Below are 21,814 nucleotides of genomic sequence, written 5' to 3'. Positions count from 1 at the left end.
GTCGCCGCCCGCTGCGGCCGGCGCGCCCTCGCCGCACGGCGGCACCTCCGCGCCCGGCGCGCCCTCGGCCGGCGCGTCACCCACCGACGGTCGCCCACTCTTGCGCGGCCCCGCCATCCGCGAGGTCGCCGTCGCGCTGCTCGTCGCCGACGGTCGCGATGCGCTGCACTACAGGGCGTGGTTCGACCTCCTCACGCAGGCTGGGTATGACGTGGCCGGAAAGGACCCGCTGGCCGTGTTCCTGACGCAGATCACCCGCTCGCCCGCCGTCCGCAAGGGCGCTCGGCCCGGCGAGTACGCGCTCGACAAAGACGCCCGCGCCACGCACGAGACGCGCCTGCGCGCCCTCAACCAGCAGCTCGCGGCGCTGCCGTCGCAGACGACCGATCTGACCGAGCTGCGGTCCCGCCGCGCGCAGCTCACGGCCGAGATCGTCAAGGTCGAGAAGGCCCTGGAAGAGCTGCAAAAGGCCGCGGCATGAACATCCGCCCCGCCCGAGCCGCGGACGCCGAGCAGGTCGCCGCGATCTACAACCACGGCATCGACGAGCGCCAGGCGACGTTCGAGACGCGGGCCCGACGGCCCGCGGAGATCGAGGGCTGGCTCGAGGAGGGCCGACCGTTCCTGGTCGCCACCGAGGACGACCACACGACGGTCCTGGGGTTCGCGCGGGTCAGCCCGTACTCCGTCCGCCAGGCGTACGCGGGGGTCGCCGAGCACGCCGTCTACGTCGCGCCGGACGCGCGCGGCCGGGGCGTCGGCGTGCAGCTGCTCAACGCGCTGGCCACGGCGTCCGAGCAGGCCGGGTACTACAAGCTCACCTCGCGCGTGTTCACGACGAACACCGCCAGCCTCGCGCTGCACCGCAAAGCGGGGTTCACCGAGGTCGGCATCCAGCGCCGCCACGGGCGGCTCGACGGGGACTGGAAGGACACGATGCTCGTCGAGCGCCTGCTCGGCGACGCGGCCCGCCAATAACTACGATTGCCCGCCAGATGCCCTCCGCTCCGCCGCCGGCCGGCTCCAACCCCACCCGGACGCTCACGATCACCTTCGAGTCGGGCAGGCGGCTCGCGCCCGACGCGCTGCGCATCAACCCGGCGGGCGCGACGCTCGAGGTCGACGGCTACTTCCGCGAGCCGCTCAAGCTGACGCTCGGCCAGCTGCACCTGGGCATGATCGACCCCGGGCCGGCCAAGACCAAGGGGGAGAAGGGCCGCTTCGTGATCCTCAAGCGGCTCAGCGCCACGAGCGTCGTGCCGCAGGAGCAGGGCATCGAGGGCTGGCTGTGGACGAGCATCGGCGGCTCCGCGCTGACGCTCCTCGGCGACGAGGACGCCGCGCCCACGGGCGCGATCCTGTTCACCAAGCCGCTCACCCCGGAGCAGCTCAAGCCGACGATGGAGCCGAAGGCGTTCGCGGCGCTCGCCGCCCGCTCCCCGCTCGGCGTCCCCGCGATCCCGGGCATCCTGTTCCGCGCCGCCGAGCCCGCCAAGGCCGAGACCGCCTTCCGCGCCTACGGCCTCCTGCGCCCGCTGACCGACCGCGAGGTGCCGCCGACGATGCGGCGCTCGCTGCCGACCGATCGCCCCGCCGACCCGACCATCCAGGCGCCGGCATCCCGCAGCTCGTCGGTGGCCCCGCCCGGCTTCTGAGAAGCAGCCGAGCACCGGCTACTACCCTCCACGCCCAATGGAGCACGATCCCGGCACCTGCACCGCCTGTCGCGGCAGCGGCGAGTTGATCTCTGGCCTCGGCGGCGAGGAGCACCGCGTGCGCTGCCCGTGGTGTGACGGCACCGGGCGCTTCGACGCCACGCGCGACGCGCAGGCGCCCGCGCGCGAAGGCCACCCGGCCGACAGCTAAAGCGCCGACGTCCCCGGTCGATCTACCGGGGACATGTCGCGTCATCGCCTTCGCGCCGAGGACGGCTTCGGCCTCGTCGAGCTGCTCGTCGTCATCCTCATCATCGGGGTCCTGGTGGCGGTCGCGATCCCGTCGCTGCTCAACCAGCGCGGGAAGGCGCAGGACGCGAACGCGAAAGCGGCGGTCACCACGGCCGCCAAGGCGGCGACCGCGTACGGCACCGAGGCGGGCGCCTTCGACGACGTCAAGCCCGCCGACCTGGTCGACATCGAGAAGTCCCTGTCCAGCGCTCGCAACCTCACGGTCAGCGGCGCGGCGAAGACGTTCACGGTCCAGGTCGAATCGGTCGGGGGCGCCACGTTCTCCGTCTCCCGGGCGGCCGACGGCGTGCTGACGCGCGACTGCGCCCCCGCCGGCACCGGCGGCTGCCGCGCGGACGCCGACAGCGCCGGCAACCGCTGGTAGCTCGGGTCACGGCCCCACTCAACTCCGGTCCCGAATCGGTCGATGAAGGTCAGGATGACCCACCCTCGCAACCAGGACGGCTTCGCCCTCATCGAGGTGATCGTGTCCGCCGCGGTCCTGGCGATCATCGCGCTGGCCGTGCTGTCCGGCATCGACGGCGCCACCGCCTCCACGGCCCGTGAACGCGCCCGCGCCGTCGCCGCTTCGCTCGCGGAGCAGGACCAGGAGCGCATGCGCGGCTACCGGTTCGAGGAGCTCAGCAAGATCGCCTCGCCGGCCCCGGTGACGATCGACGGTGTGCAGTACACGATCACGTCCAAGGCGGAGTGGGTCGCCGACGACGGTGTCGTCGCGGACGAGACGTGCGGCGCCGCGGGCGCCAAGCAGTCCGAGTACCTGCGGATCACCTCGACGGTCGAGTCCGCGATGGTGGGTGCTCGCATCCCCAAGGTGAAGATGGAGTCCCTCGTCTCGCCGCCGGTCAGCGGCTCGCTCGTCGTCAAGCTCGAGGGCGGCGTGCCCGCGCGCATCCCGGCCGGCATCACGGTCACCGCGATCGCGAAGACCACCGGCCGCACGTACACCGCGGTCTCGAACTCGCAGGGCTGCGCCGTGTTCCGCACGATCGAGACCGGCGACTACACGATCCGCCTCAACACGCCGGGCTGGGTCGACAAGAAGCCCGCGCAGCTGTCCGAGAAGACCGCGACCGTCAACTCCGCGCTCATGAGCGTCATCACGATGCCCTACGACCGCGCGATCAACATGCGGGTGAGCGTCAAGACGCTCAAGCCGGGCGTTGCGTTCCCGAACGCGACGACCTACGACTCCAAGACGCTCTCCGTGGCCGACACGTCCGCGGACTCCCCGAACCTGAAGAAGTTCTCGCTCGCCTCGCCCGGCTCGACCCTCGACATCACCAACCAGTTCCCGTTCGGCACGGGGTACAGCTTCTTCACCGGCACCTGCCCGATCCAGAGCCCGGTCAAGACGGGCGACAAGGACTACTTCTCGCTCACCAACAAGAACGCGGTGATCCTGGGCGACCCGGACTCGCCCGTCAAGCCCCAGCTCGCGACCGTCTTCCAGCCGGCGCTGAACCTGCGCGTCCGCGCCAGCTCGACCAACGCGAGCCCGCCGACGTCGACCTTCGACGCCACCGGCATGCGCGTCTACGTCTATCTCCAGCCGATCAATGGCGAGGGCTGCGCGGAGCTGCAGGGCACCGAGCTGGCCATCAAGAACTGGCCGACGACGATCTGGACCACCAACCCGCTCAACGACACGAACCGCAACCGCAACTGGGTCTTCCAGGCCGGCACGAGCACCGAGTTCGATCCGGGACTGCCGTTCGGCACCTACGAGATCTGCCTGCGCGACGGCAACAAGTGGTGGGCGACGGCCGGCACGACCACCGGTTCGCCGGCCAACCCGCACTACGACAACACCAAGACGTCCCGCGCCACGATGGAGATCCCGCCGTCCGGCACGGCCACCAGCGCCTGGAAGGACTCGGCGGCGCAGGCCGGGTGCGGAACATGACCCGCCTCCGCTCAGAGCGCGGCTTCACCCTCCCGGAGCTGCTGGTCACGATGGCGATCGCGATGATCGTCTCGCTCGCGACGTTCACGCTGATCGAGGTCGTCATGAAGCGCTCGGGTGAGGTCGGCGTGCGCGTCGAGACCACGGCCACGGCGCGCACGGCGATGGACCAGATCACGCGCCAGCTGCGCTCGCAGGTGTGCGTGAAGACGAACACCTCGAGCGACGCTCGCTCGCTCGTGGCGGCTTCGCCGACCTCGCTGTCGGTGTACACCGACTTCACCAACGAGGCGCTCGTCAACGGCGCGCTGCCGGCCCCGGACCGGCGTCAGATCGCCTGGGCGGGCAACGTGTTCACCGAGTCGCTGACCAAGGGCACGCGCAACAAGACCACCAACGTCGTCGACTACGGCTCCGCGGCGCCGAGCGTCGTGCGCCCGTTCCTGCAGAACGTGGCGGCCACCGAGTTCGCCGGCGGCGACAAGACCAAGCCGATCTTCTTCCGCTACTACAAGTTTCCCGAGCCGGTCAACGGCGCGTCCACCGTGCCTCCCAACACCACGGCCAGCGTGGAGATCGCCGCCAACGCGAACCGCGCACTGACCGAGGCCGAGCTGCTCAGCGTGGCGAGGATCAGCGTCAGCTTCACCGTGCTGCCCCGCAAGGGCGGCCCCGCGACCGCCGCCACGACCCTCAAGAACGACGTCTACGTCCGCACGGCCGACCCGAACGCCCAGATCCCGAAGCCCACATGCCTGACCTACTGAAGCGCCTCGACGCCCGCGCCGAGCGCGGCTTCTCCATGTTCCTGGTGATCATGGCCATGTTCGTGACCATGATGTTCGTGGCGGCCGCGTTCGCCGCCGCCAACGGCGACCTGCCGGTGGCGGGGGTGGCGACCGAGCGCAAGTCCGACTACGCCGCCGCCGAAGCCGGGCTCGGCTACTACCTGAACCGCCTGCAGCAGGATCCCGACTACTGGACCAAGTGCGACACGGCGCCGCCGAACGCGACGGAGAAGAACCCGGTCAATCAGGTCAACAGCAATCCCCTCAACCTGCGCTGGCGCCAGGTCACGCCGGGGTCCAAGACCGACCTGGACCAGTACGCGATCGAGCTGCTGCCCGTGAGCCCCGCCACGACGTGCGACACGAAGAACCAGGCGACCTTCGTCGACCAGGCCACCGGCACGTTCAAGATCCGCGTCTCGGGCCGCACGAGCGACAAGGCCACGCGCATCCGCCAGATCATCGCGACCTTCCGCCGCGACAGCTTCCTCAACTTCGTCTACTTCACCAACTACGAGAACCGCGACCCGGCGGCCGAGTCCTCGGCGACCGAGCGCCAGCGGCAGTCGACGGCCTGCGCGAACAAGTACCGCTCCGAGCGCGCCGACGACAACTGCACCGAGATCCAGTTCGCGACGGGCGACGAGATCAACGGCCCGCTGCACACCAACGACGAGAGCGTGCTGGTCTGCGGCTCGCCGGTCTTCGGGCGCACCACCAACATGGACGGGAGCAGCCGCGACAAGACGGACGCCACCGAGGTCCGCGGCAACGCGCCGGGCTGGGTCTCCAAGTGCACCGGCAGCAACCCGACGATCAACAACGTCGCGAACGACAACAAGATCGTGTCCAAGGCGCGCATGCTGGCGCTGCCCGAGTCCAACAAGATGCTCATCGACGTCGCCAAGCTCAGCGCGAGCCTGTACACCGGCCTCACGTACATCCGGCTCACCGGCACGACGATGACGATCACCAACAACGGCTCGACGACGACCAAGAACTTCCCGACCAACGGCGTGCTCTACGTGCAGAACGACGTCACGTGCGAGGGGGAGACCCCGACCGCGGCCGACTACGCCAACGAGCCGGCCAGCTGCGGCAACGTCTACGTCAGCGGGACCTACGGGAAGTCGCTCACGATCGCGGCCGAGAACGACGTGATCATCACGCCGACGCAGGGCGCGTCGTCACCCGACATCACCGAGGTCGCGGGCACCGACGCGACGCTCGGCCTGATCGCGAACAACTTCGTCCGGGTCGCGCACCGCGTGGGCTCCAACTGCGGCGCCAACCAGTCGCCGGTCTACAACAACGTCACGATCCACGCCGCGATCCTCGCGCTCCAGCACTCGTTCATCGTCGACAACTACCAGTGCGGCGCGCGCATGGCGGACCTGACCGTGCGCGGCGCGATCGTGCAGAAGTACCGTGGCCCCGTCGGCACGAGCAGCCCGACCGGCTACATCAAGAACTACTGGTACGACGACCGGTTCCGCTACCGCTCCCCGCCGTACTTCCTCACGCCGGTCGCCGCCTCTTGGGACGTCGTGCGCCAGCACGAGGTCGTCAAGGGCAGCTAGCGCGGCCTCACCCGCTCAGCGAATCTCCAAGGTGCCTATCTGCCGGTTCTCGTCGACGAGGACCAGCGGGTAGGCACCGGTCGTTTCCGCCAGCAGGCGGAACTCCGCGGGCAGATCCTGCTCGAAGGGCTTGATCTCCAGATCGCCCAGCGCGACGCTCGCCGGCCCGCGCCCCTCCACGACGATCTCGACATCGTCGCCCAGCACCGCCTCGATCGTCTGCGGCGTGAGCGAGTCGTCGTCGGCGTTGAGCGTCGCGCTGACGTCGAACTCGTCGGGGTCGTCGACGGGCCCGCTCTGCGCGGCCGGAGGCGGGTCGGAATCGGACCGCGTCGGCGATCTGGGCGGCGAGACGGTGACCACGAGCACCATCAGGCCGACGATCGCGAGCACCAAGAGGGTCATCCGTCGGGTCAACACCCCATACGAGCTTAGTGGGGCTTAAGTCGCCTCATCCGGGTGCCGATAGAGGGATTAGCCAGTACCGAGGTGTCAAGGGCAAATCAGTCGTGAGGCTGAGGCGCAAAGCCATCGGGGCTCCAGCGGATCTGGAGCCGGCCGGGCTGCCACTTCCGGCAGAACGGGACCAAGGACCTGGCGAGTCAAAAGCCCTACAGGCCCAACGATCCCTTCAGGAGGGACAACCCACAATGCTTCACAAGCTTCGCGCGCGCATGCAGGACGAGAAGGGCTTCACGCTCATCGAGCTCCTCGTCGTCATCCTGATCATCGGCATCCTTGCCGCGATCGCCCTGCCCGCCTTCCTCAACCAGCGTGAGAAGGCTCAGGACTCCACCGCCAAGAGCGACGTCCGCACGGCCCAGACCGCCATGGAGACGTTCTACACGGACAATCAGACCTACGCCGGCGTCACCGCCACGGGCGCCACGGGCAGCCTCGAGTCGATCGAGCCGGCCCTCAAGAACGCCTACAAGCTCACGATCAAGAGCGGCGACGCCACCACCTACGAGATCTCGACCGAGTCCAAGGGCTCGAACAAGGTCGTCTTCTCGATCAAGAACACCGCCGGCACCGTCACGCGCACGTGCCTCCCGGTGGGCAAGGGCGGCTGCCCGGCCTCCGGTACCTGGTAGTCCCCAGCTCTAGCTGAAGTTCCTCCGCGAAGCGGGCCCTCGGGCCCGCTTCGTTCGTTTAACGCCACGCACCCTCAGGTCCAGGCTGTATCAAGTCTCACGGCGGGTATGACGATGAACAACCCGTGTTCCGTAAAAAGCGTTCCCCCCAGAGCAGCGTCGTCGGGCTCGAGCTCGACGCGGGTCATGTCGCGGCCGCCGAGGTCAGCGTCGATGGCACCCTCACGCTGACCCGTGGCGCGGTCGCCGAGCTTGCGCCCGGCGTGATCCGCGACGGCGAAGTCGCCGACCCCATCGCCCTGGCGGAGGCGCTCAAGACGCTCTTCGCCGAGAACGAGCTCCCCAAGCGGGTCCGGCTCGGCATCGCGCACCAGCGCATCGTGGTGCGCACGCTCGACCTCCCGACGGTGGTCGACGACCCGAAGGCGCTCACCGCCGCCGTCAAGGAGGCCGCGCCCGATCACATCCCGATGCCGATGGACGAGGCGGTCCTGGACTTCCAGTCGCTCGGCACGGTCGACACGCCGCTCGGCCCACGCACCCGCGTGGTCGTCGTCGCGGTCCGCAAGGAGATGGTCGAGCGCGTCGCCGCCGCCGTCGACGGCGCCGGCCTCGAGATCGAGGGCATCGACCTGTCCGCGTTCGGCATGGTCCGCGCGCTCGCGTCCGAGCACGAGGGCGCCGTGGTGTACATCAACGTCGCCGGGCTCACCAACGTCGCCGTCGCCAACAAGGACGGCTGCCTGTTCACGCGCGCGTCGTCCGGTGGGGTGGAGTCGATCGCCAGCGGGCTCGCCGAGCGCCGCGGGCTCACGATCGAGCACGCCCGCGCCTGGATGTCGCACGTCGGCCTGGTCTCACCGCTCGACGGCGTGGAGGGCGACATGGACCTCGTGTCGGCCACGCGCACGGCGCTGACCGACGGCGTGCGCGAGCTCGCCGACGGCATCCGCACGTCGCTGAACTTCTACCGCACCCAGGACGCGGCCGAGACCGTGGAGCTGGGGGTCGTCACCGGCCCGGCGATCGCGATCCCGGGCTTCGTCGAGACGCTCAGCGAGGCGCTGCGCCTGCCGCTGGAGGCACGCGTCGTCGAGCACGCCGACGCGACCGACGACGATGCCGGCCGTCTGACCGTCGCCGCGGGCCTTGCGGTCGCTGAACGCCCGTAGCACGCATCCGGCGCCCCTGTCCGCCACACTGCACGCCGCATGAGCGTCGGTGTGGCGGCGGCGGTGGCCGCGATCTTCGGAGCGATCGTCGGCTCCTTCCTGAACGTGGTGGCCTACCGGCTGCCCCGCAAGGAGTCCCTGCTCCACCCGCCCTCGCGCTGTCCCGAATGCGGGACGCCGATCAAGCCCTACGACAACGTGCCCGTGCTCGGGTGGCTGTGGCTGCGTGGCAAGTGCCGCGCGTGCGGCGCGAAGATCTCGCCGCGCTACCCCATCATCGAGGCGCTCACGGGCGTCCTGTGCGCGCTGTGCGTGGTCGTCTACGGCGCCGACTCCGACGTCTGGGCGCCGCTGCTGTTCGTGCTCCTGCTCGTCCCGATCACGCTGATCGACCTCGAGCACCACATCATCCCGAACGTGCTGGTGATCATCGGCGCGGTCGGCGCGCTCGCGCTGCTGATCGCGTTCGACAGCGACTCCCTCGTCGAGCACCTGATCGCCGCCGCCGCGGCGTTCGCCTTCTTCTTCTTGGCGGCCGTCGTCTACCCGGCCGGGATGGGCATGGGGGACGTCAAGCTCGCGGGCGTGATGGGGCTGTTCCTCGGACGTGCGGTGGCGCCCGCGATCTTCGCCGCGCTGATCGCCGGCACGATCATCGGCGGGGCGATCATCGCCCGCTACGGCATGGCCGAGGGGCGCAAGAAGGGCATCCCGTTCGGGCCGTGGCTGGCGTTCGGCAGCCTGGTGGGCCTGTTCGTCGGCGAGGACCTCGTCGACTGGTACCTCGACACCTTCACGTGACGCGGCGCCGGCCCTAGGGTTGGCACCCCACCTGGGTAAAGGCGGGTCTGCACGCTGCCGATAGTAGGAGCGTGAGAGCCGTCAACCTCCTTCCCCCCGACACGCGCGGCGCGTCCAAGTCTTCCGCCGAGCTTGCTGGCCCGGAGAACAAGGGCGGCGCCGGTGCGTTCGTCGTGCTCGGCGTGCTTGCCGCCTGCGTCGCAGGCGTTGCGGGCGTCGTCACGACCGACAACACCATCAAGCAGCGCAACGCTGACCTCGACGTCCTCGCGCAGCGCCAGCAGGCGATGCAGGCGCAGGTCACCAAGCTCAAGCCGTACGCCGACTTCGACGCGTCCGCCAAGGCCCGCGTGCAGACCGTCCGCGACATCGCCGGCTCTCGCTTCGACTGGGAGCAGGCGCTCCGCGACCTCTCGCGCGCCATCCCGCAGGACGTCACGCTGACCAACCTCAGCGGCAACATCGCGACCGACGCCGGCGGCGAGGGCGGCGCCCTGCGCAGCGCGATCTCCGCTCCGGCGATCACGGTCAAGGGCTGCGCCCCCGGGCAGACGCAGGTCGCCCGGCTGATGGCGCGGCTGCGCGACATCGACGGCGTCACGCGCGTCTCGCTCGCGAGCTCGGTGAACGAGCTCGTCGAGACCCGGAACGACAGCGCCGACGCCTCGCCGACGGACCTGCGCCTCGCGGCGCCGTGCGGCACGGGCGAGAACCCCACGTTCGAGGTCGTCATGTTCTTCGAGGGTGACGCCGCGAAGGTCGCCACGACGCCCGTCACCGCGACCGGCACGGTCAGCGAGACCCCGACCCCGACGCCGACCGCGACGCCCGAGGGCGGCGCGACGACCGACGGCAGCACGACCACGACCACGACGACCACCGACGGGGACTCGAAGTGAGCCGTACGTACAAGATCCTGCTCGTCCTCGTCGTGGCGGTCCTCGCCGGCGGCGGCTACTGGAAGCTCGCCCTGGCGCCCAAGCGCGCGCAGGCGGCCGAGCTCGAGGAACGCGTCAGCGTCGCCGAGGCCCAGCTCGCCCAGCAGCAGGCGCTCGTGAACACCTACCGCGGCGCCCAGAAGGACTACAAGGCCAACTACGAGACGGTCGTCCGGCTCGGCAAGGCCGTGCCGACCGACGACGACACGCGCTCGCTGCTCGTCCAGCTCGACACGTCCGCCAAGCGCGCGGGTGCCGACTTCGACGCGATCAACGTCAACGGCGGAGGCAGCACTCCCGTCGACGGCACGACCCCGGCCGCACCGGGCGCGATCAGCGCCGGCGCGTACTCCGCGATGCCGTTCAGCTTCGGGTTCACCGGCACGTTCGCCTCGCTGGGCGACTTCTTCGCCCGCCTGGAGCGGTTCGTCTCGCTCAAGGGCGACGCGATCGCCGTCAACGGCCGCCTGATCCGCGTGGAGAGCCTGACGCTCGCCCCGGCGGAGGACGGCTGGCCCGGCATGCAGGCCAACATCGGCGCGAGCGCCTACATCGTCCCCGAGACGGCTGACCCCGGCGCCGCCGGCACGACCGCCGCCGCCAACACGTCGACGACCACCACGACCACCACCACGACCGCCTCGGCGGGCGACGGCTCCAGCGGGAGCGAGGCCCGATGAACCTGATCACCGAAACCTGGCGCGGGCTGGTCCGGCGCAAGCTCTGGCCCGTCGCGCTGCTTCTGGTCGCCGCGCTCGTGGCCGTGCCGTTCACGCTCGCCAAGGAGCCCGAGGTCGAGCCGGTGCCCGCCAACGCGGTCGCCAACGCCGACGAGGGGCTCCCGGCCACGTACGTCACCGCCGCCGGTGACGCGGAGGCCGAGGGCGGCACCGACTCCACCGACAAGCGCCGCCGCACGCTCGGCGACGTGAAGGACCCGTTCGAGCCGGCTCCGCTCCCGAAGGCCAAGAAGAAGAAGAAGTCGACCAAGAAGAAGGCGACGTCCACGGCGAAGGACAGCGAGTCCTCGCCGAAGGACGACAGCACGTCCTCCGGCTCCGGGAGCACGGGCGGCGGCACCACGGCGCCGACCGCGCCCGTCGCGACGCCCACCCCGACCGCGACGCCGAACCCCAACCCGGCCAACTCGATCCGCGTCCGCTTCACCAAGGTGGCTGCGGACGGCGGGACCACGACCGAGGTCCCCGTCGCGACGGTCCGGCGCCTCGAGGTGCTCCCGGACGAGGAGCACCCGGTGCTCGCCTTCCGCGGCCTCGAGAACGGCGGCAAGGTCGCGAGCTTCGAGCTCACCGGCACCGTCACCGTCGAAGGCGACGGCGAGTGCGAGCCCACCCCCGAGGAGTGCACGTACCTCAAGCTGCGGGCCGGTGAGACCGCGTTCGTCACGGTCGCCGACAGCGGCAGCGAGGACACCGACGGGCAGTACCAGCTCGACCTCGTGAAGATCAACGCGAAGTCGAAGGCCTCGACCGCGTCGAAGAAGCTCAAGAAGGCCGACGAAGGCGCTCTGCGCACCTTCCAAGTCCTTCGCTAGACCCACCGGCGGGAGCCGATGAAGCGGACGGCGGGCCATCGTGCCCGCCGTCGCTCGTAGGATCTCCGGCGTGCCATTGCACGTCGTCACTGCCGGCGAGTCACACGGGCCGGGCCTCACCACCATCGTGGAGGGCCTGCCTGCGGGCCTGGAGCTCTCTCAGGAAGCGATCGACCGCGACCTCGCGCGACGCCAGCTCGGCCACGGCCGCGGCGGGCGGATGAAGATCGAGAAGGACGCCGCGTCCGTCACCGCCGGAGTACGCCACGGGCGCACGCTCGGCGGGCCGATCGCGCTGCAGGTCGCCAACCGCGACTACAAGAACTGGGAGGAGCGGATGAACCCGTGGCCCGTCGAAGCCGACGTGCCCGAGGTCCATCTTCCGCGTCCCGGTCACGCCGACTTGGCGGGCGTCCAGAAGTTCGGCTTCACGGACGTGCGCAATGTCCTGGAACGGGCAAGCGCCCGGGAGACCGCGGCGCGCGTCGCGGGCGGCGCGCTCGCCAAGGAGTTCCTGCGCGCGCTCGGCGTCACCGTCGTCTCGCACGTGACCCAGATCGGGACGGTGCAGGCGCCGGAGCGCTCGGACCTGCCGGTGCTGGCCGACTTCGACGCCGTCGACGAGTCGCCGGTGCGCTGCCTCGACGCCGAGGCGACCAAGGCGATGGTCAACGAGATCAACGTCCTGCGCAAGAAGAACGAGTCGATCGGCGGGATCTTCGAGGTCTACGCGTTCGGGCTCGTACCCGGCCTCGGCTCGCACGTGAGCTGGACCGAGCGCATGGACGGGCTCATCGCGGGGGCGCTCTTGAGCATCCAGGCCGCGAAGGGTGTCGGGCTCGGCGACGGGTTCGACCTCGCGGGCCGGCCCGGCTCGGAGGCGCACGACGAGATCTTCTACTCCGAGGAGCGCGGCTACTACCGCGAGACGAACCGGAGCGGCGGCATCGAGGGCGGCATGACCACCGGCGAGCCGCTGGTCGCGCGCGTGGCGATGAAGCCGATCCCGACGCTGACCAAGCCGCTGCGGTCGGTCGACATCGCCACCAAGGAGCCTTCGCAGGCGCTGCGCGAGCGCACCGACTCGTGCGTCGTGCCGGCCGCGGGCGTCGTGGGGGAGGCGATGCTGGCGATCGTGCTGGCGGGCGCCTACCGGGACAAGTTCGGCGGCGATCACATCGACGACGTGAAGGCCTCCGTCGCCGCCTACAGAGAGCGGATCGGGTGGAAAGTCAGGCCCTAGTCTTCATCGGCTTCATGGGCGCCGGGAAGACCACCGGCGCCCGCGCGGCGGCCGCCGCGCTCGGCGTGCGCGCGGTCGACACCGACCGCGAGCTCGAGCAACGCCTCGGCACCTCGATCGAGGACTACTTCGCCTCCCACGGCGAGCGGGCGTTCCGCGAGGCCGAGGAGGACGTGGTCGCGGAGGTGCTGGAGACGGTGCCGGCGCCGGTGATCTCGCTCGGCGGCGGGTCGATCGGGAGCGCGCGGGTGCGCGAGCTGCTCGCCCGCCACACGGTCGTGATGCTCGACGTCGACGAGGCGACGGCGTGGCGCCGCGCGGGCGGCAAGAAGCGCCCGCTGGCGCGTGACCGCGAGCGTTTCGCGGCGCTGCACGCCGAACGCGCGCCCCAGTACGAGGCGCTGGCGGACGCGGTGCTGCTGGACGGCGGCGCGGACACGATCCGCCGCGCCGCGGGTGCGCTGCGCCGGATCCCGCCGGGCGTGAAGGTCCTGTGGGCGGTCGCGGGCGAGCACAACTACCCGGTCTACGTGGGCGACGTGCTCGACGGCGCGTTCTGGCCGCTGCGGGGCCGTCGCTTCCTGCTGTCGGACGAGTCGGTCGCGCCGCTGTACGCGGGGCGGGTGCCGGACGCGCACGGCCCGTTCCTGATGCCCGCGGGCGAGGAGTCCAAGACGCTGACCACCGCGGAGGGCCTGCTGCGCGGGATGGCGACGGCCGGCATGGACCACGACGACCACGTGGCCGCCCTGGGCGGCGGCGTGGTGGGCGACGTGGCCGGCTTCTGCGCGGCGGTCTACCAGCGCGGCGTGGGCGTCGTGCAGGTGCCGACGACGCTGGTCGCCCAGGTCGACTCGGCCTACGGCGGCAAGACCGGCGTGGACCTGCCGGAGGGCAAGAACTACGTCGGCGCCTACCACCAGCCGCGCGCGGTGCTCTCCGACCCCCGGGTGCTGGAGACGCTCCCGCGTGAGGAGCTCGCCGCGGGTTGGGCCGAGGTCATCAAGACGGCGCTGATCGCCGGCGGGCCGCTGTGGGCGCGCGTGAAGCGCGGCGCGCAGCCCGTGGACCGCGATCTCGTGCTGGCGTGCGCGCGGACGAAGCTCGGCGTGGTGGCACGTGACGAGCGAGACGCCGGCCGCCGTCAGGTCCTGAACCTCGGGCACACCGTGGGGCACGCGATCGAGACCGCCACGGGCTACGCGCGCTACCGCCACGGCGAGGCCGTCGGGCTCGGGCTGCTGGCGGCGCTGACGCTGTCCGGGCAGGACCGCCTGCGAACGGACGTGTCCGAGCTGCTGGAGGAGCACGGCCTGCCGACTCGGCTGGACGCGGGCATCGACGAGGAGGCGATCCTGGTCGCCGTCCAGCGCGACAAGAAGCGGCGCGGCGGCCGCGTCGGGTTCGTGGTCGTGGACGCGCCGGGCGAGGTCCGCACCGGCGTGCCGATGGAAGAGGAAGCCGTGCGTGCGGCGGTCAAGGAGCTGCGATGAAAAGCCGGGTGCTCGTCATGCACGGGATCAACTTCAGCGCCCTCGACCGGCGCCCGGCCCAGCACTACGGCGGGCTGACCTACGCGCAGCTCGAGCAGCAGATCACGCGCTTCGGCCGTGAGCTGGACCTCTCGGTCAACTGCTTCCAGACCAACTACGAGGGTGCGTTCGTCGAGGAGCTGCACAAGGCCTCCGACTACGCGGACGGGCTGCTGCTGAACCCCGGGGCGTGGACGCACTACGCGTGGGCGATCCGTGATGCGGTCGAGATCGCCGGGCTGCCCGCGGTCGAGGTGCACCTGTCGGACGTCGACGCCCGCGAGCCGTTCCGGCACCTGTCGGTGCTCGAGGGCGTGCGGTTCGGGAAGGTCGCGGGCAAGGGCGTCGACGGCTACCGCGAGGGGCTGGAGCTGTTGAAGGGGGCGTGGGAAGCGTGAGCCGAGCCGATCGCGTTGCGGGCAAGCTGGAGGACGTCGACGCGCTGCTCGTCACCGAGCCCGCGAACCTGCGCTACGTCACGGGCTTCACCGGCTCGAACGGGTTCGCGCTGGTTGGGCGGGACGTGCGCCGGTTCGTCACCGACTTCCGCTACGTGGAGCAGGCCAAGCTCGAGGTGCCGGACTTCGACCGTGAGCTGGGGCCGCAGGAGCTGTACGCGGCGTTGAAGGGCTTCAGCGGGCGGCTGGGCTTCGACGACGCGGACCTGTCGGTCAAGCAGCACCGTCGGCTCGTCGAGCTGCTCCCGGACGTCGAGCTGGTGCCTTCGAGCGGTGTGGTCGAGGAGATCCGGGCCGTCAAGGAGCCGGGGGAGATCCTGCGCATCGCGGCGGCCGCGGCCTTGGTGGACGAGATCTACGGCTGGCTGCTCGAGTACGGGATCGTCGGCCGGACCGAGCGTGACGTCGCTGTGGCTCTGGAGCACGAGATGCGCGTGCGTGGCGCGTCAGGGCCGTCGTTCCCGTCGATCGTGGCGGCCGCCGAGCACGGCGCGCTGCCACACGCCCAGCCGCGCGAGGTGGAGATCCCGCGCGACACACTCGTCACCCTCGACATCGGCGCGGTGCTGGACGGCTACTGCTCGGACTGCACCCGGACGTGGGCGACGGGCGAGCTGAGCGACGCCCTGGCCGAGGCCTACGCGCTGGTGCTGCGCGCGCAGATCACCGCGCTGGACGCGGTGCGGCCCGGGCCGCTCGGGCGCGAGATCGACGCTGTGGCGCGCGACATCATCACCGCCGCCGGCCACGGCGACCACTTCGGGCACGGGCTCGGCCACGGTGTCGGCCTGGTCACGCACGAGGCGCCGCGGCTCGCCCGCTCGGGAGACACGCCGCTGGTGGCCGGCAACGTCGTGACCGTGGAGCCGGGCGTCTACCTGCCCGACGTGGGCGGCGTGCGGATCGAGGACCTCGTAGTGGTCACAGAGACCGGGCGCGACGTGCTTTCGCACACCTCTAAGGAACTACTCACCATCGATTAGGGTGGTCACCCCACCGACCGGCACTCAAGCGGGCCGTCCGGTCGGCCGATATCGAGGTCGATGGTACTTCGACCCCGCAACCGCCTCTTGCGCCGCGCCGTCGTCGTGGTCGCTCTCGGCGCGCTTGTCGTGCCCGCCACGGCGGACGCGGCGGCCAAGAAAAAGACGCCGGCGATCACGAAGGTGACGCCGAAGACCGCCTACGTGGGCACCAAGCTGGTGATCACCGGCAAGAACTTCAAGCGCGGAAAGGGCAAGAACAGCGTGCTGTTCCGCCGTGACGGCGGCAAGGCCCTGTTCGTCAAGGCCGACGTCAGCACGGCCAAGCGACTCACGGTCGTGGTGCCGAAGACCCTCGAGAAGTACATGGTCCAGAAGGGCGGCCAGCCGACCGCGACGCGCTTCCGCGTGCGCGTCCTTTCCGCCAAGCTGAGCCGGTCGTTCACGGCCGTCAAGTCGTCCCCGGTCATCGGGCCCGAGCAGGCGAAGACGTCCGACGTCTCCGACGGCGCCGGCGTCCCGACCACGCCGGACGGCGACTGCGACAGCGACGGCATCAAGAACGGGATCGATCCCGACGACGACAACGACCTGCTGGCCGACGGGCTCGAGCTCAACCTCAAGCTCGACCCCTGCTCCGGTGACACGGACCGCGACGGCGTCGAGGACGGCTTCGAGTACCAGTCGGCGATCGACCTCAACAACGACGACTACCAGTCGCCGAACACCGCGATCCCGCACCCCTACAAGTCGCCGTACCCGAACCCGCTGTTCGCGGACGCCGACAAGGACTACGACGGCGACGGCCTCCAGCTGGCCGACGAGTACAAGCTCTGGAAGTACACCTACGAGGTCAACCGCACGGCCACGCGGACGCTCGCGCCGCTGTCCTACAGCGACGGCGCGCAGTACTCCCAGTCCGTCCTCGCGGGCGGCAACGGTCGCCGCCAGCCGACGATGACCACGGCCGCGTACCTCCCGCCGCAGAACTTCCGTGCCTGGGCCGACACGTACGGCTACGGCACGGCGTGGATCTACAACGTCACGGGCCCGCACGTCGAGGTGCTCCGCGACCTCTACGACATGGACCGCGACGGCGCCGTCACCACCGCCCCGACGGGCGATCAGGAGCGCGCCGAGCGGACCTACTGGGACCTCGACTTCGACACGTACGTCTCCGACGACGAGCGTGACGAGGACGGCGACGGCCTCAACAACTACTACGAGGTCAGCGGCGGCCCCATGTCGCCCGAGTTCTGGAAGGGCTGCTACGCGAAGGAGGGCGAGTACCCGATCAAGTACGTCGGGACCAAGGCCTACGACGCCGACAGCGACGGCGACGGCATCCTCGACGGCGCCGACGACCAGGACTTCGACGACGTCCCGAACATCATGGAGCTCAGCCGCAACATGGCCGGCAACTGGCCGAAGGCGGGCGAGTGCGACCCCGGGGTGACCCCGTACGACCCGTCGATCCCGGTCAAGGCGCTCGTGAACCCGTTCAACCCGTGCCTGCCCGACATCCACTCGCGCACGTGCCAGCGCCACCCGGTGATCGGTGACCGGTACCCGCCGTTCGATCCCGAGTGGGAGCCGTTCGCGCTGAACTAAGCCGTGCTTTCGAGGGCCCGCTCCGTGCGGGCCCTCGTCATTTCGGCCTTGAGCTGTGGGGCGCCGTTGAGCGTCTGGAACACCACGCAGTAGCGCTCGGTGAGCTTGAGCAGGGTGGCGAGCTGCTCGTCGTCCGCGGGCGTGTCCACCTCGAAGCGCAGGCGGATGTCGCTGAACCCGACCGGCGCCTCCCGGTCGACGCCGAGCGTGCCGCGGAAGTCGAGGTCGCCCTCGGCGTACACGTGGCCCGCGGTGATCGGGACGTCGATCGCGGTGGCCACGGCCTGGAGCGTGACGCCGGCGCACGCGACGAGCGCCTCGAGCAGCATGTCGCCGCTGCAGAGGAGGCTGCCGTCGCCGCCGGTGAGCGGATGCAGGCCGGCCTGCGCGATCGCGCGCCCGGTCTCGACGTTGCAGCTGACGCCGTCGCCGACCGTGCCCTTCGCTTTGAGGGTGAGGAAGGCCTCGCTCGGGTCGTCCTTGTAGCGGCTCTTCAGCGGCGCCTGGAGCGCCCTCAGCTCGTCGCGGTTCATGGCCTCAGCGTAAGGGACCACGTCTGCGCGACGTGCTCGTGGCCGTAGGCGCGTTCGGGAGTTGCTTCGGTGAGCGTGAAGCCGGCGCGCTCGTACAGGCGGCGCGCGGGGTGCAGGTTGTCGTTGGTGTAGAGCGTGAGGGTGGCGTAGCCGCTGGCTCGCGCGTGCCGGATGACCGTGTCGACCAGCGTGTTGCCCACGCCCCGGCCGCGCGCCTTCGGCTCCACGAGGAGCGTGCGCAGCCTCGCGGTCGTGTCGTCGTGGTGGACGCAGAGGATCGCGCCGACCTTCGTGCCACCGATCTCAGCCACCCAGGCGCGGTCCGTGTCCGGGTTGAAGTCGGCGGCGATCTTGGCGACGAGCCGCTCGAAGCTCTGGTCGTAGCCGAACTCGCGGGCGTACAGCTCGCCGTGGCGCTGGACGAGCCAGCCGAGGTCGCCGGGCTCCAGGTCGCGGAGTGTCAGCGTCCCCTGGGGCTCGATCGCCGCCTTGAGGCTGCGCATCGCCTGGACGACCTCGTCCGCGTCGGGCAGCTCGTCGAGCACGGCCTGGAGCGTGTCGGCCGACTCCGCGTCCATCTGGGCGAAGCGCTCGGCGCCCGCCTCGGTGAGGGTCACGGTCTGCTTGCGGGCGTCCAGCGGGGATGTGGCCTTGCGCGCGAGGCCCTGCTCCTCCAGCTTCGAGATCACGCGGCTCAGCTGGCCCGGGTCGATCTCCAAGGCCTTGCGCAGCTCGGCGACCTCGGTCGTGCCCTGGCTGAGCTCGTACAGCACGCGGATCTCCGGCAGCGGGCGGGCGTAGCTTCCGCGGGTGAGGCCCATGCGCGCGGTGTAGAACCGGTTGAAGTCGCGCACGGCCTCGACGTGGTCGGTCGTGGCCATGCTTGACAGAGTCAACTATTTGCTTGACTCTGTCAACTGCTCTTGGTCTTCCCAGACCAGCTTCGCGCCGAGGTGGCCGGTGCGGATCGTGAAGCCGACGGCGCTCAGGGCGAAGATCACCGCCAGGACCTTGAGGGTGGTGGCGGCGGCTTTCTGCTTGATGTAGAGCAGGGCGACGAGGGCTGCGGTGAGGAACACCATGCAGAAGCGCACGGTCTCGCCGGCGCCCTCGTGGTCCTTCATCGTCGGGTTGCCTTCGAGACGCGGTTTGGTCTCCAGGAACGCTTCTCCGGCGCCCACCGTGAGCAGCGTCGCGGCGAGCGTGACCACCGCGAAGGTGGCGAGCGGGAGCCCGAGCCAGTGTGGTCTGGCGACGGCGATCAGCGTGGCGATCCCGAGGCACGGCACGAACACCACCGGCACGTGCAGGATCAGCGGGTGCGCCGGCAGGTCGAACAGCGTGGCGATCTGCACCGGCCAGAGCGCGAGGCTCAGCACGGCGGCGACGGCGATGACGGTCTTCCGGGTGCTCAGGTCCATGTGCGCAGGAGAGGCCAGACGATCCGCAGCACGCGGGTGAACGCGCCACGTTGCAGGCGGCTGGCAGTGTCGCACGCGGTGTGGCGGCACGAGTCGTCGGGCACGCCGAGCTTCGCGGCGGGCGCCCCGGCCCGTGCCAGCTCCCGGTGGTCGGAGTTGCCCTCGCCCTGCGGGTCCCGGGCGTACCGGACGCGCCCGTTCCCGGCGTCGAGGATGCGCTGCTCGACGGTCTCCCGCGGTGTGGGCGCGGTGCTGTGGAGCACGAACCGGCTGCCCCGCCCGACCTCGTCGAGGCTGAGCGCGAGCCGCACGTCCTTGAGCCGGTTGGTGCGTCTGAGCCGCTTGACGAGCGCTGACGCCCCGAGGTGGTCCGGCGTCTTTGTGTACGGCCGCTCCTCGGCCCCGGTCGCGACGAGCCACACGTCACACGCGGGCTCCGGCTCCGTGGCCAGGGCCCGTGCCAGCGCGACGAGCGTCCCGACCCCGGACGCGTTGTCGTCGGCCCCGTCCGCGGGCGGCACGCTGTCCGTGTGCGCCATCGCGATCACCAGGCAGTCGCCCGGCGCGTCCCTGATCCCGATCACGTTGCGCGACTGCCCCTTGTCGGGCACCCGGAACCGCTCGTACCCGACCCTGAGCCCGACCGTTCGGAACCGCGCGGCCACACGCTGGTGCGCACGTCGCTCGCTGACGCTCCCGGCCGGCCGCGGCCCTTGCCGGGCGAGGGACACGGCGAAGTTGTAGGCCTCGCTGCCGCTTGGCGCGCTTGCCGCCGCGGCCACGCAGCACGCGAGAAAAGTCGCGATCACGCGTGCAATCTGTCACACACCGGCGTCTACCGGGAGCTCACACGCGCCGAGCCGCCAGGGCCGTTGTTGAGATCCGCATAGACCGCCAGCAGGCCGCCGGTCACCGACGGCCCGAGCCCCGGCGGCTGCAGTCCGTCGAACCGGTTCGCCGCGGACACGTCGTCGATCAGCTCGGCGGGTCCGAACCGTCCGTCGGGACCGGTCACCGACGCGAACACCCCGAGTGGGTCGCCGTGCCCCTCGCCACCGGGCGACTCGCGCAGCCAGCTCACCGCGGCGCCCTCCCCGACGCGGACCAGCGACCCGATCGAACCGGACGCGTCGAGCACCTGCGGCGCGCCCCACGCACCCGACTGGTCCGCGATGCGCACGGTCGGCACGGACACGCCCGGTGTGGCGGGCACCGTCCAGGCGACGATCGGCCGCCCGGTGGCGTCGACCGTCGCCGCGATCGGCCCGCGCGGGTAGCCGACCAGGTTGCCCTCGGCCAGCGACACCGCCGCGCGTGGGCGGTTGGAGCCCACCGGGATGATCGCCGCGGCGGCGTCCACGTGGCCGGTCGGCCCTTCGGTGACGGGATAGGCGCGCCACGCGACGACCACGTTCCCGGGCTCGCCCGTGCCGACGACGATCTCCGTCGGCCGCCGCTGCCCGGCGGGCGGCGCCACAGACGCCTCGGCGGACATCCAGCCGGTCTTCACGTGGATCGCCCGCACCGCGAGGCGCCCATTGCGCGAATAGGCAACGACCGCCCGGCCGCCGGTGTCGATCCCGACGCCGACGATCGACTCGTCGTCGATGCCGGTCGTCGCGATCGTGCGGATGGCCGAGAAGCTCCCGCCGGCCGGTCGCCACGCGACCTGGATCTCGTCGGAACGGCCACGGACGATGTGGTGCCAGGCGGCGATCGCCGCGCCGTCCTCGTTGACTGCGAGCTGGGGTGCCCAGCGGATCGACCGCGGGCCGCCGATCTCCCGCACGCTCCCCAGCCGCTCCAGCCGCGCGTCCCCGATCCGGTAGCCGAGCTGCTTGCGCTCGAGGTTGGCGCGGTCGACGATCCGGGCGTCGAGCGTGAGCACCCGCGAGACCGCGTAGCGCGACGACGCGACCGCGGAGCGCGAGGTCCGCACGCGCAGCGTCTGCGTCCCGTTGAGCGCGACGAGCGTGCGGGAGTCCTCGCCACCGCGCCACCAAACGAGCTGTGGTGCGGCGAGGAACTTCCCGGCCGAGAGGTGGGGGAGGAGGCCGGCTTGGTCGAGCTCGTTCGCCTCCACGCGAGGAGGTAGCTGGGAAACCGGGATCGCGACGGGCGCCGACCACGGCGGCGCTGCCTCGGCCGGTGCGGCCACCACGAGCATGGCGACTGCGGCAGTAGCTACGCTCTTGAGCCGCACGCCGAGCTTGTCCGTGAGGGGCCGAATAC

Annotated in this window: 25 protein-coding genes and 1 riboswitch; of the genes, 19 read left to right on the top strand and 6 right to left on the bottom strand. The window is 70.9% G+C overall.

From position 1 onward, the window contains the following. The 8 genes from OJ997_RS14080 to OJ997_RS14045 form a co-directional block, all read left to right on the top strand. Nucleotides 1-481: prefoldin domain-containing protein (locus tag OJ997_RS14080; protein ID WP_270025747.1), on the top strand; the 481-nt coding region annotated here is incomplete at its 5' end. Beyond that, nucleotides 478-978 (top strand): arsinothricin resistance N-acetyltransferase ArsN1 family A, encoded by a 501-nt coding sequence (locus OJ997_RS14075; RefSeq protein WP_270025746.1) that lies wholly within the window; start codon nucleotides 478-480, stop codon nucleotides 976-978. The genes OJ997_RS14080 and OJ997_RS14075, both read left to right, overlap by 4 nt. A gap of 17 nt (nucleotides 979-995) precedes the next feature. Next, on the top strand, nucleotides 996-1,655 hold the full coding sequence (locus tag OJ997_RS14070) for a hypothetical protein (protein ID WP_270025745.1): 660 nt from the start codon (nucleotides 996-998) through the stop codon (nucleotides 1,653-1,655). Between the two features lie 37 nt (nucleotides 1,656-1,692). After that, nucleotides 1,693-1,866 (top strand): hypothetical protein, encoded by a 174-nt coding sequence (locus OJ997_RS14065; protein WP_270025744.1) that lies wholly within the window; start codon nucleotides 1,693-1,695, stop codon nucleotides 1,864-1,866. A gap of 33 nt (nucleotides 1,867-1,899) precedes the next feature. Continuing rightward, a complete protein-coding gene (locus tag OJ997_RS14060) occupies nucleotides 1,900-2,331 on the top strand; it encodes a type IV pilin protein (protein ID WP_270025743.1) in 432 nt (143 codons plus the stop codon). Nucleotides 2,332-2,385: 54 nt separating this feature from the next. Continuing rightward, nucleotides 2,386-3,873 carry a carboxypeptidase-like regulatory domain-containing protein gene (locus OJ997_RS14055; protein WP_270025742.1) on the top strand — a complete coding sequence of 496 codons (1,488 nt, stop codon included), beginning with the start codon at nucleotides 2,386-2,388 and terminating at the stop codon, nucleotides 3,871-3,873. After that, nucleotides 3,870-4,640 (top strand): PulJ/GspJ family protein, encoded by a 771-nt coding sequence (locus tag OJ997_RS14050; RefSeq protein WP_270025741.1) that lies wholly within the window; start codon nucleotides 3,870-3,872, stop codon nucleotides 4,638-4,640. The genes OJ997_RS14055 and OJ997_RS14050 overlap by 4 nt, the downstream gene beginning before the upstream one ends. Beyond that, the gene (locus OJ997_RS14045; RefSeq protein WP_270025740.1) at nucleotides 4,625-6,241 is read left to right on the top strand and encodes a hypothetical protein; all 1,617 of its coding nucleotides are present in this window, start codon (nucleotides 4,625-4,627) and stop codon (nucleotides 6,239-6,241) included. The genes OJ997_RS14050 and OJ997_RS14045 overlap by 16 nt, the downstream gene beginning before the upstream one ends. Before the next feature lie 15 nt (nucleotides 6,242-6,256). On the opposite strand, the gene OJ997_RS14040 is transcribed toward OJ997_RS14045, so the two are convergent. Then, nucleotides 6,257-6,634: a hypothetical protein gene (locus OJ997_RS14040; protein ID WP_270025739.1), complete on the bottom strand. Its 378-nt coding sequence runs from the start codon at nucleotides 6,632-6,634 to the stop codon at nucleotides 6,257-6,259. Nucleotides 6,635-6,728: 94 nt separating this feature from the next. Further along, nucleotides 6,729-6,812: riboswitch (cyclic di-GMP riboswitch) on the top strand. 79 nt (nucleotides 6,813-6,891) lie between these two features. Between OJ997_RS14040 and OJ997_RS14030 the strand changes: the two genes are divergently transcribed. The 11 genes from OJ997_RS14030 (at nucleotide 6,892) to OJ997_RS13980 (ending at nucleotide 17,628) form a co-directional block, all read left to right on the top strand. Beyond that, nucleotides 6,892-7,335, top strand: coding sequence for a type IV pilin protein (locus OJ997_RS14030; protein ID WP_372517894.1), 444 nt, complete (start codon nucleotides 6,892-6,894; stop codon nucleotides 7,333-7,335). Between the two features lie 125 nt (nucleotides 7,336-7,460). After that, on the top strand, nucleotides 7,461-8,507 hold the full coding sequence (gene pilM, locus OJ997_RS14025) for a pilus assembly protein PilM (RefSeq protein WP_270025738.1): 1,047 nt from the start codon (nucleotides 7,461-7,463) through the stop codon (nucleotides 8,505-8,507). A 39-nt stretch (nucleotides 8,508-8,546) separates the two neighbouring features. After that, a complete protein-coding gene (locus tag OJ997_RS14020) occupies nucleotides 8,547-9,308 on the top strand; it encodes a prepilin peptidase (protein ID WP_270025737.1) in 762 nt (253 codons plus the stop codon). A 71-nt stretch (nucleotides 9,309-9,379) separates the two neighbouring features. Continuing rightward, nucleotides 9,380-10,207, top strand: coding sequence for a PilN domain-containing protein (locus OJ997_RS14015; RefSeq protein WP_270025736.1), 828 nt, complete (start codon nucleotides 9,380-9,382; stop codon nucleotides 10,205-10,207). After that, nucleotides 10,204-10,926, top strand: a complete 723-nt coding sequence (locus tag OJ997_RS14010) for a type 4a pilus biogenesis protein PilO (protein WP_270025735.1) — start codon at nucleotides 10,204-10,206, stop codon at nucleotides 10,924-10,926. Before OJ997_RS14015 ends, OJ997_RS14010 begins: the two co-directional genes overlap by 4 nt. Beyond that, nucleotides 10,923-11,801 carry a hypothetical protein gene (locus OJ997_RS14005; protein ID WP_270025734.1) on the top strand — a complete coding sequence of 293 codons (879 nt, stop codon included), beginning with the start codon at nucleotides 10,923-10,925 and terminating at the stop codon, nucleotides 11,799-11,801. Before OJ997_RS14010 ends, OJ997_RS14005 begins: the two co-directional genes overlap by 4 nt. 70 nt (nucleotides 11,802-11,871) lie before the next feature. Further along, entirely contained in the window at nucleotides 11,872-13,044 is a 1,173-nt protein-coding gene (aroC, locus tag OJ997_RS14000) for a chorismate synthase (protein ID WP_270025733.1), read from the top strand. Nucleotides 13,045-13,058: 14 nt separating this feature from the next. After that, nucleotides 13,059-14,537, top strand: a complete 1,479-nt coding sequence (locus tag OJ997_RS13995) for a bifunctional shikimate kinase/3-dehydroquinate synthase (protein ID WP_270025732.1) — start codon at nucleotides 13,059-13,061, stop codon at nucleotides 14,535-14,537. Nucleotides 14,538-14,554: 17 nt separating this feature from the next. Then, the gene (locus OJ997_RS13990; protein WP_372517896.1) at nucleotides 14,555-14,974 is read left to right on the top strand and encodes a type II 3-dehydroquinate dehydratase; all 420 of its coding nucleotides are present in this window, start codon (nucleotides 14,555-14,557) and stop codon (nucleotides 14,972-14,974) included. Next, nucleotides 14,971-16,017 carry a M24 family metallopeptidase gene (locus tag OJ997_RS13985; protein ID WP_270025730.1) on the top strand — a complete coding sequence of 349 codons (1,047 nt, stop codon included), beginning with the start codon at nucleotides 14,971-14,973 and terminating at the stop codon, nucleotides 16,015-16,017. Before OJ997_RS13990 ends, OJ997_RS13985 begins: the two co-directional genes overlap by 4 nt. Nucleotides 16,018-16,104: 87 nt before the next feature. Continuing rightward, nucleotides 16,105-17,628, top strand: coding sequence for an IPT/TIG domain-containing protein (locus OJ997_RS13980; protein WP_270025729.1), 1,524 nt, complete (start codon nucleotides 16,105-16,107; stop codon nucleotides 17,626-17,628). Here the strand turns inward: OJ997_RS13980 and OJ997_RS13975 are convergent. Genes OJ997_RS13975 through OJ997_RS13955 form a run of 5 tightly spaced genes read right to left on the bottom strand, consistent with a single transcriptional unit; the run spans nucleotide 17,625 to nucleotide 21,749 of the window. Further along, the gene (locus OJ997_RS13975; protein ID WP_270025728.1) at nucleotides 17,625-18,161 is read right to left on the bottom strand and encodes an OsmC family protein; all 537 of its coding nucleotides are present in this window, start codon (nucleotides 18,159-18,161) and stop codon (nucleotides 17,625-17,627) included. The two genes, OJ997_RS13980 and OJ997_RS13975, sit on opposite strands and share 4 nt — an antisense overlap. Further along, nucleotides 18,158-19,042, bottom strand: coding sequence for a bifunctional helix-turn-helix transcriptional regulator/GNAT family N-acetyltransferase (locus OJ997_RS13970; protein WP_270025727.1), 885 nt, complete (start codon nucleotides 19,040-19,042; stop codon nucleotides 18,158-18,160). Before OJ997_RS13970 ends, OJ997_RS13975 begins: the two co-directional genes overlap by 4 nt. A 15-nt stretch (nucleotides 19,043-19,057) precedes the next feature. Continuing rightward, on the bottom strand, nucleotides 19,058-19,582 hold the full coding sequence (locus tag OJ997_RS13965; RefSeq protein WP_270025726.1) for a DUF2231 domain-containing protein: 525 nt from the start codon (nucleotides 19,580-19,582) through the stop codon (nucleotides 19,058-19,060). Further along, on the bottom strand, nucleotides 19,573-20,391 hold the full coding sequence (locus OJ997_RS13960; protein WP_270025725.1) for a M28 family metallopeptidase: 819 nt from the start codon (nucleotides 20,389-20,391) through the stop codon (nucleotides 19,573-19,575). Before OJ997_RS13960 ends, OJ997_RS13965 begins: the two co-directional genes overlap by 10 nt. 26 nt (nucleotides 20,392-20,417) lie before the next feature. Continuing rightward, the gene (locus OJ997_RS13955; RefSeq protein WP_270025724.1) at nucleotides 20,418-21,749 is read right to left on the bottom strand and encodes a hypothetical protein; all 1,332 of its coding nucleotides are present in this window, start codon (nucleotides 21,747-21,749) and stop codon (nucleotides 20,418-20,420) included. Nucleotides 21,750-21,814 lie beyond the last annotated feature (65 nt).

The sequence above is a fragment of the Solirubrobacter phytolaccae genome (assembly GCF_027587195.1).
In the GTDB taxonomy this organism is placed as follows: Bacteria; Actinomycetota; Thermoleophilia; order Solirubrobacterales; family Solirubrobacteraceae; genus Solirubrobacter; species Solirubrobacter phytolaccae.
This window is presented reverse-complemented; position numbering and strand designations above follow the sequence as displayed.

Excerpts from the sequence above, each read along its gene's own strand:
- OJ997_RS14075 (WP_270025746.1), top strand. The coding sequence starts at position 478 with ATGAACATCCGCCCCGCCCGAGCCGCGGACGCCGAGCAGGTCGCCGCG.
- OJ997_RS14070 (WP_270025745.1), top strand. The coding sequence starts at position 996 with ATGCCCTCCGCTCCGCCGCCGGCCGGCTCCAACCCCACCCGGACGCTC.
- OJ997_RS14065 (WP_270025744.1), top strand. The coding sequence starts at position 1,693 with ATGGAGCACGATCCCGGCACCTGCACCGCCTGTCGCGGCAGCGGCGAG.
- OJ997_RS14060 (WP_270025743.1), top strand. The coding sequence starts at position 1,900 with ATGTCGCGTCATCGCCTTCGCGCCGAGGACGGCTTCGGCCTCGTCGAG.
- OJ997_RS14055 (WP_270025742.1), top strand. The coding sequence starts at position 2,386 with ATGACCCACCCTCGCAACCAGGACGGCTTCGCCCTCATCGAGGTGATC.
- OJ997_RS14050 (WP_270025741.1), top strand. The coding sequence starts at position 3,870 with ATGACCCGCCTCCGCTCAGAGCGCGGCTTCACCCTCCCGGAGCTGCTG.
- OJ997_RS14045 (WP_270025740.1), top strand. The coding sequence starts at position 4,625 with ATGCCTGACCTACTGAAGCGCCTCGACGCCCGCGCCGAGCGCGGCTTC.
- OJ997_RS14030 (WP_372517894.1), top strand. The coding sequence starts at position 6,892 with ATGCTTCACAAGCTTCGCGCGCGCATGCAGGACGAGAAGGGCTTCACG.
- OJ997_RS14020 (WP_270025737.1), top strand. The coding sequence starts at position 8,547 with ATGAGCGTCGGTGTGGCGGCGGCGGTGGCCGCGATCTTCGGAGCGATC.
- OJ997_RS14005 (WP_270025734.1), top strand. The coding sequence starts at position 10,923 with ATGAACCTGATCACCGAAACCTGGCGCGGGCTGGTCCGGCGCAAGCTC.
- OJ997_RS13995 (WP_270025732.1), top strand. The coding sequence starts at position 13,059 with ATGGGCGCCGGGAAGACCACCGGCGCCCGCGCGGCGGCCGCCGCGCTC.
- OJ997_RS13990 (WP_372517896.1), top strand. The coding sequence starts at position 14,555 with ATGCACGGGATCAACTTCAGCGCCCTCGACCGGCGCCCGGCCCAGCAC.
- OJ997_RS13975 (WP_270025728.1), bottom strand. The coding sequence starts at position 18,161 with ATGAACCGCGACGAGCTGAGGGCGCTCCAGGCGCCGCTGAAGAGCCGC.
- OJ997_RS13970 (WP_270025727.1), bottom strand. The coding sequence starts at position 19,042 with ATGGCCACGACCGACCACGTCGAGGCCGTGCGCGACTTCAACCGGTTC.
- OJ997_RS13965 (WP_270025726.1), bottom strand. The coding sequence starts at position 19,582 with ATGGACCTGAGCACCCGGAAGACCGTCATCGCCGTCGCCGCCGTGCTG.
- OJ997_RS13955 (WP_270025724.1), bottom strand. The coding sequence starts at position 21,749 with ATGCTCGTGGTGGCCGCACCGGCCGAGGCAGCGCCGCCGTGGTCGGCG.